Genomic DNA, 14,007 nt, shown 5'->3' with positions numbered 1-14,007 from the left:
TCGGTAGGCCGGACCTAGCCAGCCAGCCCATAGCCAGCAGGCCGACACCCAGCCAGCTGAAACGCCGAACCGCCGCCCGCTTGGTCAGCGGGCGGCGGTTCGGTAGTTCGGCGATTCAGTGGTGCAGCGGCTCGGCAACGCAGCGTGCAGCGGTGCGGCGGCCGGATCAGCGAATGGTGAGCTGCCGGCCGATGAGCCCGTCACGAGCACGGCGCTCGGCGGCGTTCAGTGGCTCGGCGTCGAGCGACTTGAGGGACTCCTCCAGGCGGGCGCCGAGCTGGTCCTTGGGCTCGTCCCACTCGCGGGCGTGCGCTTCCGGGTCGAGGTCCCAGACCGGGACGAGCAGGCCGTGGGCGCGGAACGAACCGGCGTACCGGGTACCCTCGCCAAGGCCCAGCGTGCCCGCGGCCGAGAGGCGCGCAAGCGCTTGCAGCAGCAGGTTCTCCGGCTCGGGACGGACCCAGCGCAGGTGCGCCTTCTCGCCGGCGAGCACCCAGTAGGCGCCGGCGCCGAGGCGGTCCGTGGGCATGATGGCGGCGTTCGCGCGCTCCAGCGACACCGCGACGTCACCGGTGGCGTCCGCGTCCTCCGGCAGCCACCACGCGAAGTCGCTGTGGATGGTCACCTCGAGTTCGGCGCTGGGGGTGAGGATGTTCTGGAGGCGGTTGTGCTCGTCCGGGTCGGCAGGCGTCGTCGTGTCGGGGACCGACAGCACGTCACCCGGCTCGGCCGACAGCAGCCAGCGCAGCGAACGGCCGAGGTCCCGGCTGATGTCCGACGAGCGGGTCTGCACCTGGAGGCCGAGGAAGCGCTCGCCGTCGGAACGGACGAACGCGGCGGCCGCCATCGGGAGCACCGTGCCGAGCGTGACGTCGCTGCCGTCGACGAGCGTCAGCTTCGCCGTGGCCGACGGGACGAACTCGCGCAGCGCGATCAGCTCCGGTTCCGCCGCCAGTCCCTCGAAGGGCTGCCCGACGAAGACGTCGCGCACCTTCGGAACGCGGTCCTGCTTCGGACCCTTTTTACGCGCGCCCTTGCCCACTTCAGCCTCCTCAAAGCTCGGTGCCAGACGCTATCGAAGCGGCGGCCCGGCGGGGCGCCCGGGTTAGAGTCGGCTGGTGTTCGACCCTCGTGATCCCGCGTTCCTCGCCGACCCGTACCCCGCGTTCGCCGCGTTGCGCGCCGAAGGCGGGGTGCATCGGCACGATGGGCTCGACATAGCGATCACGGTGTCGCATGTCGCGTCCGCCGCTGTGCTTCGGCACCGCGGGTTGGGCCGGATCTGGACGGACGCGCAGCCGCTGGAGCGCTTCGCGTCCTTCAACCTCCTTCACCGCAACTCCCTGCTGGAGAACGAGCCGCCCGCCCACACGCGGCTGCGGCGCGTGATCGCCGGCGAGTTCGGCCGCGGCCACGTGCAGCGTCTGCAGCCGATGGTGGCACGCGTCGCGGAGGCGATGGTGGCGGAGCTGGCAGGCAAAATCGCCGCGGACGGCCAGGCCGACCTGCTCGAGCACCTCGCCCAGCCGCTGCCGGTCGCGGTGATCGCGGAGCTGCTCGGCATCCCCGCCGACGACGGGCCGCGGCTGGTGGCGTGGAGCAACGCCATCGTCAAGATGTACGAGTACGGCCAGCCCGAGCCCGGCCGCGACGCCGCCGAGCAGGCCGCCGCCGACTTCGTCGAGTACCTGCGCGACGTGGTCCGCGGCACTCCGCGCGGCATCGTCGCCGACCTGCGGGCCAGCGAGCTGAGCCCGGACGAGGTCGTGGCCACCGCCGTCCTGCTGCTCATGGCGGGCCACGAGGCGACGGTCAACGTGATCGGCAACGGCGTCACCGCCCTCCTCACCCACCGCGCGCAATGGGAACGCCTCCTGGCCGACCCGACACTGCTGGACACCTGCGTCGAGGAGCTGATCCGCTTCGACGCGCCACTTCAGCTCTTCGAGCGCACCGCGACCGACGACGTCGAGATCGCCGGCTTCCCCGTGCCGCGCGGCCGGAAGATCGGCGCGCTCCTGGGCGCGGCCGCGCGCGACCCGAAGGTGTTCGACGAGCCGGACGTCCTGGACATCGGCCGCACGCCCAACGCCCACCTCGGCTTCGGCATGGGCATCCACTACTGCATCGGCGCGCCACTGGCCCGGGTCGAGATCGCGGCCGCGCTGACAGCCCTGACCTCGCGACTCCCGGGCCTGCGCCTGGCGTCCACCCCGGAACGCCGCCCGGAATTCGTCATCCGCGGCCTGCGAACCCTGCCGGTAGCCCTCTGAGCCGAAGGTCCTTTCGCGACCTGCTGGGCCGACGGGTTGCTGGACAGGCCGCGGTTGGACGTCCCCGGCAGTCAGGGGCGGGTCAGCGGATTCCGGCGAACAGGTCGTCCTCGATGCCCGGTGTGGTGGGGACATTCGTGGCGGCCAGGTGGTAGTCCTCGAAGGGCCAGGCGGCGCGTTCGACGTCCCGGGAGTGGGCGAAGAAGGGGTGCGCCGGGTCGGCCTGGCTGGCATGCGCGCGCAGGGCCCGGTCACGGGCGTCGAAGTACTGCTCGCAGCGGATCTTCGTCGTGACGGTCAGTCCGTCGGTCGGCGGTAGTTCCTCGAGGACCGGGCCCATCAGGGATTCTTGGCCTGCCGCCAGCGTGGCGTCGTGCATTGCCTGGAACCACGCGCGGCTGAGGGCGGCCTGGTAGTACAGCTTGCGCGGCTCGCCGTTGTCCACAGCCTCGAAGGCCGCGCGAGTGACCTCGTGGGTCCGAATGTGATCAGGATGTGGATAACCTCCCGTTTCGTCATAGGTGATCACCACCTGTGGACGGAATTCGCGCATCAGCTCCGCCAACGGCCGCATCGAGTCCTCAATGGACAGTCGCGCGAAACAGCCGTCCGGGAGCGGCTCGCGGAGGCCGGAGTCGACGTGGCCGAGGAACCGTTGGCGCACACCGAGAATCTCCGCCGCCGCGGCCATCTCGCGGCGGCGGACGGCGGGCAGATCCGCCCACACCTCGGGCCGGTCCAACGCTGGGTTGAGCACATCTCCCCGCTCACCGCCGGTGCAGGTGGCGACCAGGACGTCGACCCCCTCGGCGGCGTAGCGGGCCAGGGTGGCCGCGCCCTTGCTGGACTCGTCATCCGGATGGGCGTGGACGGACAACAGGCGGAGGGTCATTTCCGCGCTCCCTTCGGGAAGAAGACGGCGGGCACGAGGCTCAGTACAGAAAGCCCGAGCGCCCAGGTGAACGTGGCGCCGAACGCGCCGGCGCCGCCCGGCTCGGAGTGCAGGACCGCGACGAGGAGCGCAGTCCCCAACGACCCGCCGATGCGGTTGACGACGTTGACCGCGCTCGCCGCCCGCGGGATGCGGCTGCGGTCGAGGGAGCCGTAGAGCATCGTCATGCCGGGTGTGGTCGTCGCGCCGAGGCCCAGCCCACGGATCAGCAGTGACGCTGTGAGCAACAGTGGGCTCGGCCCATCTCCGAGCTGGGTGAACGCGATTGTCCCCAGCAGCGACAGCCCGATACCGGCCAGCATCATCGTGCGTGGGCCGAACCTGACGAGCAGCTTGCCGCCCAAGAGCAGTACCACCGCTGAACCCAGCGCCTGCGGCGCGAGCAGCAGACCGGCGGTGAGGGCGCTCGTGTGCTCGACCTGCTCGTAGTAGAGCGGAAGCAGCAGCATCGAGCTGTACAGCGACGCGCCGAGCAGGAACGTGCTCGCACTCGCGACGGCGAATTCCTTGTGGGAAAACAACTTCAGGTCAAGCAGTGGGGCGCGGGCGGTCCGCGCGTGCAGACCGTACGCGACGAGGAGGACCACGCCGACGATCGCGAAAACGCCGCTGCCGTCGCCCAGGCCGTAGCCGAGCGCGCCGAGGCCGGGTGGGAGCAGGAGCAGGCCGCGGACGTCGAGCGGGTCGCGCCGCGGCGTTCGTTGGGTCGGGCCCAACTTCGCCGATCCCGTCCGGACGGTGGGTTTTGCCGCCACGGCCAGTCCTGCCGATTCGGCCGGTCTCGCCTGAACAGCCGATCCCGTCCGAGCCGCCGACCCCGTCCGGGCAGCCGATTCCGCGGGCACCGCCAGATCCGACTGCTCATCCACAGCCGATCCCGTCGACGCAGCCGGATCACGAGCGTCGGCGCGAGCCGGCTCGTCGGTTTCGGGAGGCTCGGCCGTGGGCAGGAGACGGAGCGCGAGGACAAGCGTGGCGACGCCGAGCGGCACAATGCCGAAGAACAGCCACCGCCAGCCGAGGCCCTGCACCAGCAGGCCGCCGAGCAGTGGTCCGAGGACGGGCGCCACCGTGGCCGGCAAGGTGATCACGCCGATCATCCGGCCCAGTTTCGGGCCCGCGGCCTGTGCGAACAACGCCTGGCCGACCGGCTGCATCAGCCCGCCGCCCAGGCCGTGCAGGACGCGGAACAGGATCAGCGCCGGCGCCGACCACGCGAAACCGCACAGCAACGTGCCCGCGGTGAACAACACGACCGCGCCGACCCAGACGTTCTTGCCGCCGAAGCGGTCCGTGAGCCAGCCGGACAGCGGGATCGTCAGCGACGCGGCCAGCAGGTACGCGCTCGAAACCCACTGCACCGCGGTGATCGAGCTGCCCAGGTCGTGGGCGATCGAGCCGATCCCGACGGAGACGATCGTCGCGTCGAGGATCGACAGCACCGCGCCCATGATCAGCACACCGCCCAGGCGCCACAGGTGGGCGTCGGCGTGGCGAGTGGTCATCTGCACCCCCAGTTCGTTAGGTCGGACCTGAGATTAGGTCGAACCTAGTTACTAGGTCAAGCCCAAAATTAGGTTGGACCTAGTAAGATGGGAGGCATGAGCACCGGACTCAGAGCGCAGAAGAAGCAGGAGACCAGGCAGAACATCTCGCACGTGGCCACGCGGCTGTTCATCGATCGCGGGTTCGACGTGGTGACGATCGCCGAGGTCGCCGAGGCGGCGCGCGTCGCCAAGATGACCGTGACCAATCACTTCGCGCGGAAGGAGGACCTGGTTTTCGACGTCCGCACGGAGTTCGTGGTGTGGCCGGCCGAGTTGGTGCGGCAGCGGCCCTCTGACACGGCGTTCGAGGCGATCCGCGACGGGTTTTTCGCGGCGCTCGACGAGCGAAGCGCGTTGCTGGGTTTCGCGGAGGTCCCGTTCGTGCGGATGATCCGGGACAGCGAGCGGCTGGTGTCGGCGCTCACGGAGATGCACCTCGACCGCGAGCGGGAACTCGCCGGCGCCCTGCTGGACCGCGACCCTCGTGGCGGCATCCTGCCGCGCGCGGCGGCGGCGCACCTGACGTCGGTGCTGCGGCTGCTTTTCGACGACGTCTGGGATCTGACGTTCGCGGGTGCCGCGGACCTCGTGCCGAAGGTGCGGAGGTCGGCGAGGAAGGCGTTCGACCAGCTGGAGCCGGCGTTGGCGGAGGTCTGACCTAGCGAGCTGCGCCGACCGGGCGGCTGGTGTGCAGTTCGGGCTCCGGGGCGCCGTCGATCTTGAGGACGCGCAGGTTGCGGAGGCGGTCGGGCGCGATGGGCATCAGGAGGTCGGAGAAGCGGCGGATCAGCAGCCAGGTGACGATCGCCAGCCCGGCCGCGGTGAGGTCGGTGATCGCGACGAGCACAACGCTGTCGGCCATCGCCTGGACGCCCGGGCGGAGCCGCCAGATGATCGTCACGGCGAGCAGGATCCAGTTCACCAGCCAGGCACCCCACCAGGCGAGCACAAGCCGCGACGGTTTCGGGCGGCTGTCCCGCGGGCGGCGCAGCACGGCGTGCTCCAGCTCGCCGACCACCGACAGCGCGAGCGGCAGGTTCGCCACCGGCACCAGCACGCCCACGAGCACCTGCCAGACGGGCCGTGGCGGGTCGTCGCCGGATTCCTCGGCGGCCGCGCGGCGCGCGACGAGCAGCCACCACACCGAAAGGCCCGCCGGCAGCAGCGACAGGATCGTGGTGAGCAGCCCCGCGGTGACGACGACGGCGTCCGAGTACGCGACGACGGACGTGTTCAGCGCGGAATCACGGCTCTGGACCAGCAGGACGTAACGCCAGATCTCCGCGCCCGCGGCCACGACGGCCAGTATCGCGAACGTCCACAGAATCGTGCCGAGGCTGCGCGCGAGGACCGGGACCCGGTCGATGGGCCGCACCTCGTCGGACGCCGTGCCGGGCACAGCGGTCGGGCGGCGCCACACGAGGTTCGGGAACCCCCAGCGCGGGGGCACGGGATACGACGGCGGCCCGCTGTACGGCTCGACGGCCACCGCCCGCCGCCGCGGCCAAGCCCCGGGCGGCGGCGAAGCCACCCAGCGCAAGCGCGCCCGCTGCGGCCTTCCCGGCAGGTGGCCGGGGGCAAACGGATCGGTCCGCGGCCGCGCGGCCTGCTGGCGGTAGACGGGCTGGTGCGGTGCTGAGGTGAACGGGACCGGACGCGCGACGGGGGCACCGGCATACGCGGGTTGTGCGGGGTAGCCAGGCACGGCTGGGTAACCGGGTGCCGCGGGGTCACCAGATGCGGCCGGGTAAGCGGGGGCGCCGGGGTAACCGGACGCGGCGGCGTAGCCGGGCGCAGCTGCGTTGCCGGGATAACCGGACGCGGGGGTATAGCCGGATGTGGCAGCATTTTGCGCGGGGGCGTAGCCGGAAGCGGCGACCTGCGCTGGGTGCATCGCCGGGGAAGTGCCCGGATGCCGGCCTGGCTGACCTGGCGAACTCGGCTGGTTTGGCGAACCCGACCAGCTCGGCGCGAGGGCTGGATCGCCGAACGGGCCGGCCGGCTGTTGCCCGAGCAGGTCGGAAGCCGGGGCAGGCCGGCCGGGAGGACCGGCAGCGGCACCGAGGTCCCCAGCAGCAGGGCCACCAGCAGTCAAAGCAGACTCGCCCGGCGAACCGGCGGCGGCACCAACAGCAGAGTCGGCAGCGGCCGCAGTGCCGCCAGTCACCGGGGTGGGCTGGCCCGGTGAACCGGCAGCATGCCCAGAGACAGCACCGTCAGCAGCAGCTCCACCAGAACCAGCACCAACAGCCGAACCACCAGCCCCAAACGACCCAGCCCCGAGCCCCTCAACGGCAGAGTCCCGCGCCGTCGTGGGGTCGGTGGAGTCCGGGTCGGATGGCTGGCCTGGCTGCATACGTCAGAGGACTTCGGGTGTCGTGTCGGGGAGGTCGGTGGTCATGGGGCGGCCTTCGGTGGCCCAGGAGCCCATGCCGCCCGCGACGTTTACCGCGTCCCAGCCCGTGGCGTTCAGCCAGGCGGTCGCGCGGGCGGAGCGGCCGCCGCTGCGGCAGATCACGTAGAGCGGCTGGTCGTCGGGGAGTTCGGCGAGCTCGTCGACTCGCGTGGTCAACTCGCCGAGCGGGATGTGTTTGGCGCCGGGGGCGTGGCCGGCGGCCCATTCGTCGTCCTCGCGGACGTCCAGGAGGGTCACGCCGTCCTTGGGCAGGTCGCGGACCTCGGCGGTCGGCAGTTCAGCAGGGCTCACCACGGTTCCATGCTGCCACGTCCAGGCGTTGCGCGCGTGTGAGGAGCCGGAAATCAGTGCAGCTCGGCGTCGGCGCGGATGCGGCCGGCCAGTGGGTCCAGGCGGCGGGCGGCGTAGCGGACGTACAGCCAGGTGATCAGGAACGTCGACACTAACTGCAGCAGCCCCAGCACCAGCCCGACCGTCACCTCGCCCCACAGCCGGATGCTCATGAACCCGTGCGCGTACGCCGCCAGCAGCACATACAGCAGGTACCAGCCCAGGAACAGCGCCGCCATCGGGAACACGAACGCCCGCACCTGGCGGCGGAGCAGGGTGAACTCGGGGCTCGCCTGGATCTGCTCCCAGTCCGGCTCGGTGTCCTCATCCGGCATGAGAAGATTTTCCGCCCCGCAAGGCCGAGCCCGCCTGCTCGCATCAGGTGAAACCGCCGCTACTTGCGGTGACGCCCCCGCGCGGCCCTGGCCTTGTCCTCCGCCTGGCCGAACCGGGCGACGGCGCGGTCCTGCATCAGGCCGAGCGGGTCCGGCGCGTGCAGCCGCAGCATGATGTCGTTGACCAGCTCCGGGCGCCCGTACCGGGTCAGCCGGCTCACCAGGTACGTGGTCAGGAACGCCGCAGGCACGGTGATCAGCGCCGGCTGGACCGTGTACCAGGGCGCCCAGTTCCCGGTGTACTCGCTCGCGATGCTGATGCCCAGCGCCGCCAGCACCAGGCCGCCGCCGACCACCATGCCGGCGAGCGCGCCCGGCCAGCTGAGCTTGCGCCACCAGACGCCGAGCAGCAGCAGCGGGCTGAACGTCGACGCGGCGAGCGCGAACGTCATCCCGATCGACAGCGAGATGTCCTCCGTGCGCAGCACGAACACCAGCGCCAGCGGGCACACCGCGACCAGCGCCGTGCCGAGCCGGAAGTCCTTGACCCGCCCTGGGAACAGGTCCGTCGACACCACACCGGACACGCTAACCAGCAGCCCCGAGGAGCTGGACAGGAACGCCGCGAACGCGCCCGCCGCCACCACCGCCGCGAGGATCTGGCCCGGCACTCCGGGCAGCATCGCCGTGGGCAGCATCAGCACCGCCGCGTCGGCGTTGCCGGTGACGAGCAGCTGCGGCACGTACATCCGCGACAGCGCGCCCAGCATCGTCGGGAACAGGTAGAACAAGCCCAGCAACAGCAGCACGTGCACGGTGGTGCGGCGCGCGGCCTTGCCGTCCGGGTTGGTGTAGAAGCGGACCAGCACGTGCGGCAGGCCCATAGTGCCGAGGAACAGCGCGAAGATCAGCGAGTACGTCTGCAGCAGGTCGGTGAGGTTGCCGGACGCCGGGTGCAGCCAGGCGTCGTTCGACGCGGGCGCGTCGCTGACCACTGGCACCGGGGTGCCCGCAGCGAACTCCAGCGTGGTGCCCTCGGCGACCTTGTGCGGCACCAGCGGCGACCAGCGCGCCACGCCGCCGGCCGGGCCGTCGTCGATGCGGCCGTACGCGTGGAAGTACGTCTCCGTGGTGACCTTCACGGTGACGTCGGTCTGCACCGAGACCTTGGTGTCCGAGGTGAACACCGGCGGCGCGGGCGCGCCCAGCGAGCGCACGCCGCCGGGGCCGCCGCCGGAGAAGAAGACCATGCACAGCACGAACGTCGGCACCGCGATGGCGAACAGCTTGAGCCAGTACTGGAACGCCTGCACCACGGTGATCGCGCGCATCCCGCCCGCCATCACGTTGACCGCGACCAGCACGGTCACCAGCACCGCGCCCGCCCACATCGGCACGGGCAGGATCGAGGCGAGGGTCAGCCCGGCGCCCTGCAGCTGCGGGACCATGTAAAGGATCCCGATGAACATCACGAACGCGGTCGAGAACCGGCGAAGCCCCTTCGAGCCCAGCCGCGCCTCGACGAAGTCCGGCAGCGTGTACGCGCCCGAGCGGCGCAGCGGCGCGGCGACGAACAGCATCAGCGCGAGGTACCCGGCGGTGAAGCCGATCGGGTACCAGGTCGCGTCGGCGCCCTCCTTGAGCACGATCCCGGCGACGCCGAGGAACGACGCCGCGGACAGGTACTCACCCGAGACGGCCGCGGCGTTGCGTCGCGAGCGCACCGTGCGGCGGGCAACGAGGAAGTCGTGGGTGGTGGTGGCCGAACGCGAGGAGCGGTGCCCGAGGTAGTAGGTCGCCAAAGCGACCAGCACGACGCCGGTCAAGGCCCACGGGTTCAGCAGCACGGCTCGAATCCTCGCACGTGCGCGTGGTCCGGTCATGCCCGCTACCGGGGCTTTCCGGTCCCTGCGCTCAGTTTTCGATCATGTCGACGAAGTCGCGTTCGTGCCGTTCGGCCAACCGGTTGTACCAGAGGCCGACGGCGAACAGGAACGGGAACGGCAGCACTCCCAGCAGCAGCCACGGGATCGGGATGCCGATCACGGTGAACCGAGCGAACGACGGCAGCGCGTAGAACAGCACCGGCAGCGAGCCGAGCACCACGAGCACGAACAGCGAGAACAGCACCGAGGTCCGCAGCTGCACCTTCACCAGGTCGCGGACCAGCAGCTTGCCCCAGCTGGTCTGCTCCTCCAGCTCCATCCGCGCCTGCATCCGGCCGGACGACGCGCGGGAGTCCGCGAGGACCACGCGCTGGCGTTTCGGCCGTTCGTGGGCGGGCTCGGCCGGGCGCAACGGCTCGGGCGCGGGCGGCACCGACTCGACGACCGCGCGGTCGTCGGGTTTGCGGCCGAGCGTCGGGTCCGGTTTGCGGACGCCGTTCGCCAGCCGGTGGTAGGGGTCTTCGGACGAGGTCACGGTCGGGGGCTAGCCGCCCCGGCCGGAGCCGACCAGCCGGTCCTTCAGCGCGCGGGTGTGCCGCCGGCTGACCGGCAGCACCTTCTCCTCGTTGCCGATCACGACCTGGTAGCCGCCTTGCCCCATGCGCAGCTCCGTGATCAGCGGCAGCGCGACCAGGAACGACCGGTGGATGCGGACGAACCCGGCTTTCTCCCAGCGTTCCTCGAGCTGGGCGAGCGGGATGCGGACCAGGTGGCTGCCCTCGGTGGTGAACAGCCGGGCGTAGTCGCCCTGCGCCTCCACCCAGCGCACCGACGAGCGCGGGATCAGCTTGGTGGTGCCCGCGAGCTCGACCGGGATCACCTCGTCGTCGTTCTTCACCGGCTCGCCCTGGCCCTGCCCCGGCGGCGGGGCGGCGGCCGCGGTCAGCTTCTCGCGCACGCGGGCGACCGCGCGGTCGAGCCGGTCCTGCTGGAACGGCTTGAGCACGTAGTCGACGGCGCCGAGGTCGAACGCGTTCACCGCCTCCTCGGCGTGGCCGGTGACGAACACCAGCACCGGGGACGGGGTCATCGCCGTGATCACCCGGGACATCTCCATCCCGGACAGCCCGGGCATGTCGATGTCGGCGAACACGGCGTCGACGGTCGGGCGGCCCATTGCGCGCCGGGCCACCAGCTCCGGGTCGTCGTGCGAGAACAGGCGCAGCGCGTCGGAGGCGTCCAGCGCCTTGAAGACCCGGGCGACGTGCTGGTTGTTCTCGAGACGTTCGGTCAGCATGGCCAGGCCGTTTGGCTCGTCGTCCACCGCCAGGACGATGAGCTTCCGGGTGTCGTCGTGAGCACTCACAGTGAATCGCATCCTGCCCATTGCCGAGTGCAATGTCCAGTCCCGCCTCGGGCTTCTGCCCTGAAGTGGCCGGCGGACGACCCCTTTGCCGGAAGTGTCGTCACGCGCCCGGCACGGTCACAGGGCCAACAGGGTTACCCCGAGTGCGCACAGGTGCCCGGCGATTCCGGGCAGTGCGCGCAGGTGCGGGGTCCGGCTCACGTCGTTGACCACGGTCAGCACGGCCTGCACGCGTACGCGCGCTTCCTGCGGCTCCATGCCGGGGCGCGTTTCGCGCAGCAGCCGCACCCACGCGGCGATGTAGTCGTGCTGCGCCTGCCGCATCCGGTGCCGCTCGGGTTCGGGCGCGTGCGCGACCTCCGCGACGAGCACCTCTACGACAGCGTGGTGTGTCAGTGAGTAGCCGGCGTACGAGCCGAGCAACTCCCGGAGCGCGGCGTCCGGCGAAGGCTCCTCGAGCGCCTTCGTGAGCCCGAGGCCGAGCTGCTCGGCGCCGTCGAGCATCGCGGTGAGCAGCAGCTCGCGCTTGCTCGCGAAGTGGTGGTAGATGCTCGGGCCGGCAATGCCCGCGGCGGCGCCGATCTCCTCGATCGCGACGCCGTCGAAGCCGCGCTCGGCGAACAGCCGGATCGCGACGTCGAGCAGCAGCTCGCGGCGGGAGTCCGGGTCCGGGCCGGACTCGGCCGGGGTGACCACGGCCGGCGCCGCGGCCAGGTCCACGTCGGCCACGGCCGTCACGACGTCTCGCAGCAGGCCGACGTACTCCTCGCGCGGCAGCTCCACGCGCTGGAACGAGACGCTCATCAGCGCGCCGAGCACGGTCCACGCCAGCAGGTCCGCGTGCTCGGCCGTCAGCTCGCGCCGCCGGTCGCGCAGCATGCCCGCGAGCAACGCGGCGAGGCCGACGAGTGGGGCGACCAGCTTTTCCCGTTCTTCCGGGTCCAGGTGCCGGCATTCGCGCTGCCACAGCACGCCGAGGCCGCGGTGGTCGAGGACGGCTTCGGCGAGCGTGCCGGAGACGTCGGCCGAGCCGTCGACCGCCGCGCCGATGGTGGTGAACGCGTCCAGCACCACGGCCCCGAGCAGCTCCTGCTTGCCGCGGAAGTGCCGGTACAGCGCGGACGGCCCGATCGCGACGGCCTCGGCGATGTCGCTCATCGCCACCCGCGAGTAGCCGTCGCGCACGAACAGGTCCCCGGCCGCCGCGATGATCAGCTCACGGCGGTTCGGCGGCCGGGTGCCCCTCAGGGGCGAGGTCGGCGCGACCATTGTCCTCCTCCAGCACTCCTGCACTCCGGGCTCGTGAGTGTTCATGACGGTTAGAACCGGCATAGGCACTCACGAGTCCTCAGTTCACCTGCTTGCGCTCGCCCCAGTGCCGCCGGCGCAGCTCCCGCTTGAGGATCTTGCCCGCGCCCGACATGGGCAGTGCCTCGGCGAACTCGAAACTACGCGGCACCTTGTACCCGGCGATCGCCTCCCGGCAGAAGTCGCGCAGCTCGTCCTCGCCGGCCTGCTGCCCGTCGAGCAGCACGACCACGGCGTGCACCCGCTCGCCCCACTGGTCGTCGGGCACGCCGATCACCGCGCACGAAGCCACCGACGGGTGCTTGGCCAGCGCGTTCTCCACCTCGGCGGAGTACACGTTCTCGCCGCCGGAGACGATCATGTCCTTGATCCGGTCGACCACGAAGACGTAGCCGTTCTCGTCCATGTAGCCGCCGTCGCCGGTGTGCATCCAGCCGCCGCGCAACGCGGTCGCGGTCTCCTCGGGGCGGTTCCAGTAGCCGAGCATCACGTGGTCGCCGCGGCTGACCACCTCGCCGACGGTGTGGCGCGGCACCTCGTTGTCGTCCGGGTCGACGATCCGCACCTCGGAGTGCGGCGCGGCGCGGCCGGCGGACCGGCGCAGCGACGGGTTGTCGTGGTCGGCGGGCAGCAGCAGCGTGGCGACGGGCGAAAGCTCCGTCATCCCGTACGCCTGGGTGAACTCCGCGCCCGGGAACGTCTTGCGCGCGCGTTCCAGCACCGCCTCGGAGATCGGCGACGCGCCGTAGACCACGTGTTTCATCGAGGACAGGTCGTACTTCGGCACGTCGGGATGGTCCACCAGCAGCTGGACCATGGTGGGCACCAGCAGCGCGTCGGTGATCCGCTCGCGGCTGATCGCCTCGAGCACGCCAGCCGGGGTGAACGACGGGACCATCACCTGCGTCGCGCCGACCAGCTGGCCCGAGGCCCACGACGCGCCGTCGGCCAGGTGGAACATCGGCGCGGAGTGCAGCAGGCGTCCGCCCGGCGTGTGGAACGTGCCGGTGGCCAGGCTGCCGATCGCGGACGTGAACAGGTTGCGGTGGCTGAGCATCACGCCCTTGGGCGTGCCCGTGGTGCCGCCGGTGTAGTAGACGCCGAGCAGCTCGTCGCCGCCGCGCCGGGCGTCCTCGATGGGCTCGGCGGAGGCGATCAGCTCCTCGTACGAGAGCGTCCCCCCGGGCGCGGCGCCGTCGCCGAGATGGACCACTGTGGACAGTCCGGGGAACTTCTCCCGCAGCGCCGCGACCATCGGGACGAAGGTGTCGTCCACGAGCAGGGTCCGGGTGTCGGACTCCGCCAGCGCGTAGGCGATCTCCGCGGCGCTCCACCGGACGTTCACCGGGTTCAGCACCGCGTCCGCCCACGGCGTGGCCAGCAGGTATTCGTGGTAGCGGTCCGAGTTGAGGGCGAGCATGCCGACGCGGTCGCCGGAGCCCACGCCCAGCCCGCGCAACGCGCCGGCCAGGCGGGCCACGCGGTCCGCCGACTCCGCGACCGTGCGCACCCGGTCGCCGAACACCGTCATCGGCCGGTCCGGGCCCTGCTGCAGGGCCTGGTGCAGCGTCTGCGTGAGGTACACGGCCGCTCC

Annotated in this window: 13 protein-coding genes; 2 read left to right on the top strand and 11 right to left on the bottom strand. The window is 71.3% G+C overall.

All coding sequences use genetic code 11. The features are described 5' to 3' along the window. Nucleotides 1-166 precede the first annotated feature (166 nt). Nucleotides 167-1,042: a DUF5926 family protein gene (locus OG371_RS16200; RefSeq protein ID WP_329070060.1), complete on the bottom strand. Its 876-nt coding sequence runs from the start codon at nucleotides 1,040-1,042 to the stop codon at nucleotides 167-169. A 76-nt stretch (nucleotides 1,043-1,118) separates the two neighbouring features. On the opposite strand from OG371_RS16200, the gene OG371_RS16195 reads away from it, so the two are divergent. Continuing rightward, the gene (locus OG371_RS16195; protein ID WP_329070058.1) at nucleotides 1,119-2,273 is read left to right on the top strand and encodes a cytochrome P450; all 1,155 of its coding nucleotides are present in this window, start codon (nucleotides 1,119-1,121) and stop codon (nucleotides 2,271-2,273) included. A gap of 82 nt (nucleotides 2,274-2,355) precedes the next feature. On the opposite strand, the gene mca is transcribed toward OG371_RS16195, so the two are convergent. After that, nucleotides 2,356-3,165 (bottom strand): mycothiol conjugate amidase Mca, encoded by an 810-nt coding sequence (mca, locus tag OG371_RS16190; protein WP_329070056.1) that lies wholly within the window; start codon nucleotides 3,163-3,165, stop codon nucleotides 2,356-2,358. Then, nucleotides 3,162-4,736: an MFS transporter gene (locus tag OG371_RS16185; protein WP_442876114.1), complete on the bottom strand. Its 1,575-nt coding sequence runs from the start codon at nucleotides 4,734-4,736 to the stop codon at nucleotides 3,162-3,164. The genes mca and OG371_RS16185 overlap by 4 nt, the downstream gene beginning before the upstream one ends. A gap of 90 nt (nucleotides 4,737-4,826) precedes the next feature. Between OG371_RS16185 and OG371_RS16180 the strand changes: the two genes are divergently transcribed. Continuing rightward, nucleotides 4,827-5,429 (top strand): TetR/AcrR family transcriptional regulator, encoded by a 603-nt coding sequence (locus tag OG371_RS16180; protein ID WP_329070052.1) that lies wholly within the window; start codon nucleotides 4,827-4,829, stop codon nucleotides 5,427-5,429. A 1-nt stretch (nucleotide 5,430) separates the two neighbouring features. Here OG371_RS16180 and OG371_RS16175 read toward each other — a convergent pair whose 3' ends face one another. The 8 genes from OG371_RS16175 to OG371_RS16140 all read right to left on the bottom strand — a co-directional run bounded on the left by OG371_RS16175 (nucleotide 5,431) and on the right by OG371_RS16140 (nucleotide 13,998). After that, complete coding sequence (locus tag OG371_RS16175) at nucleotides 5,431-6,339, bottom strand: DUF4328 domain-containing protein (protein ID WP_329073097.1); 909 nt, start codon at nucleotides 6,337-6,339, stop codon at nucleotides 5,431-5,433. A 792-nt stretch (nucleotides 6,340-7,131) separates the two neighbouring features. Beyond that, nucleotides 7,132-7,482 carry a rhodanese-like domain-containing protein gene (locus OG371_RS16170; RefSeq protein ID WP_329070050.1) on the bottom strand — a complete coding sequence of 117 codons (351 nt, stop codon included), beginning with the start codon at nucleotides 7,480-7,482 and terminating at the stop codon, nucleotides 7,132-7,134. A 50-nt stretch (nucleotides 7,483-7,532) separates the two neighbouring features. Continuing rightward, nucleotides 7,533-7,853, bottom strand: coding sequence for a DUF485 domain-containing protein (locus OG371_RS16165; RefSeq protein ID WP_329070048.1), 321 nt, complete (start codon nucleotides 7,851-7,853; stop codon nucleotides 7,533-7,535). Nucleotides 7,854-7,912: 59 nt separating this feature from the next. Further along, nucleotides 7,913-9,700, bottom strand: coding sequence for a sodium/solute symporter (locus OG371_RS16160; protein WP_329070045.1), 1,788 nt, complete (start codon nucleotides 9,698-9,700; stop codon nucleotides 7,913-7,915). Nucleotides 9,701-9,767: 67 nt separating this feature from the next. Next, nucleotides 9,768-10,274 carry a hypothetical protein gene (locus OG371_RS16155; protein ID WP_329070043.1) on the bottom strand — a complete coding sequence of 169 codons (507 nt, stop codon included), beginning with the start codon at nucleotides 10,272-10,274 and terminating at the stop codon, nucleotides 9,768-9,770. 9 nt (nucleotides 10,275-10,283) lie between these two features. Beyond that, nucleotides 10,284-11,117, bottom strand: a complete 834-nt coding sequence (locus tag OG371_RS16150) for a LytR/AlgR family response regulator transcription factor (protein ID WP_329070041.1) — start codon at nucleotides 11,115-11,117, stop codon at nucleotides 10,284-10,286. Nucleotides 11,118-11,222: 105 nt separating this feature from the next. Further along, complete coding sequence (locus OG371_RS16145) at nucleotides 11,223-12,374, bottom strand: TetR/AcrR family transcriptional regulator (RefSeq protein WP_329070039.1); 1,152 nt, start codon at nucleotides 12,372-12,374, stop codon at nucleotides 11,223-11,225. A 79-nt stretch (nucleotides 12,375-12,453) separates the two neighbouring features. Then, nucleotides 12,454-13,998 carry a long-chain-fatty-acid--CoA ligase gene (locus OG371_RS16140; RefSeq protein ID WP_329070037.1) on the bottom strand — a complete coding sequence of 515 codons (1,545 nt, stop codon included), beginning with the start codon at nucleotides 13,996-13,998 and terminating at the stop codon, nucleotides 12,454-12,456. Nucleotides 13,999-14,007 lie beyond the last annotated feature (9 nt).

This window comes from Amycolatopsis sp. NBC_01480 (assembly GCF_036227205.1).
Classification (GTDB): Bacteria; Actinomycetota; Actinomycetes; order Mycobacteriales; family Pseudonocardiaceae; genus Amycolatopsis.
Note: the sequence above shows the minus strand (reverse complement) of the source record. Positions and strands in the feature narration are given on the sequence as shown.

What these genes read in the sequence shown, in the direction of transcription:
- mca (WP_329070056.1), bottom strand. Translation starts at nt 3,165, where the DNA reads ATGACCCTCCGCCTGTTGTCCGTCCACGCCCATCCGGATGACGAGTCC.
- OG371_RS16180 (WP_329070052.1), top strand. Translation starts at nt 4,827, where the DNA reads ATGAGCACCGGACTCAGAGCGCAGAAGAAGCAGGAGACCAGGCAGAAC.
- OG371_RS16165 (WP_329070048.1), bottom strand. Translation starts at nt 7,853, where the DNA reads ATGCCGGATGAGGACACCGAGCCGGACTGGGAGCAGATCCAGGCGAGC.
- OG371_RS16150 (WP_329070041.1), bottom strand. Translation starts at nt 11,117, where the DNA reads ATGCGATTCACTGTGAGTGCTCACGACGACACCCGGAAGCTCATCGTC.
- OG371_RS16145 (WP_329070039.1), bottom strand. Translation starts at nt 12,374, where the DNA reads ATGGTCGCGCCGACCTCGCCCCTGAGGGGCACCCGGCCGCCGAACCGC.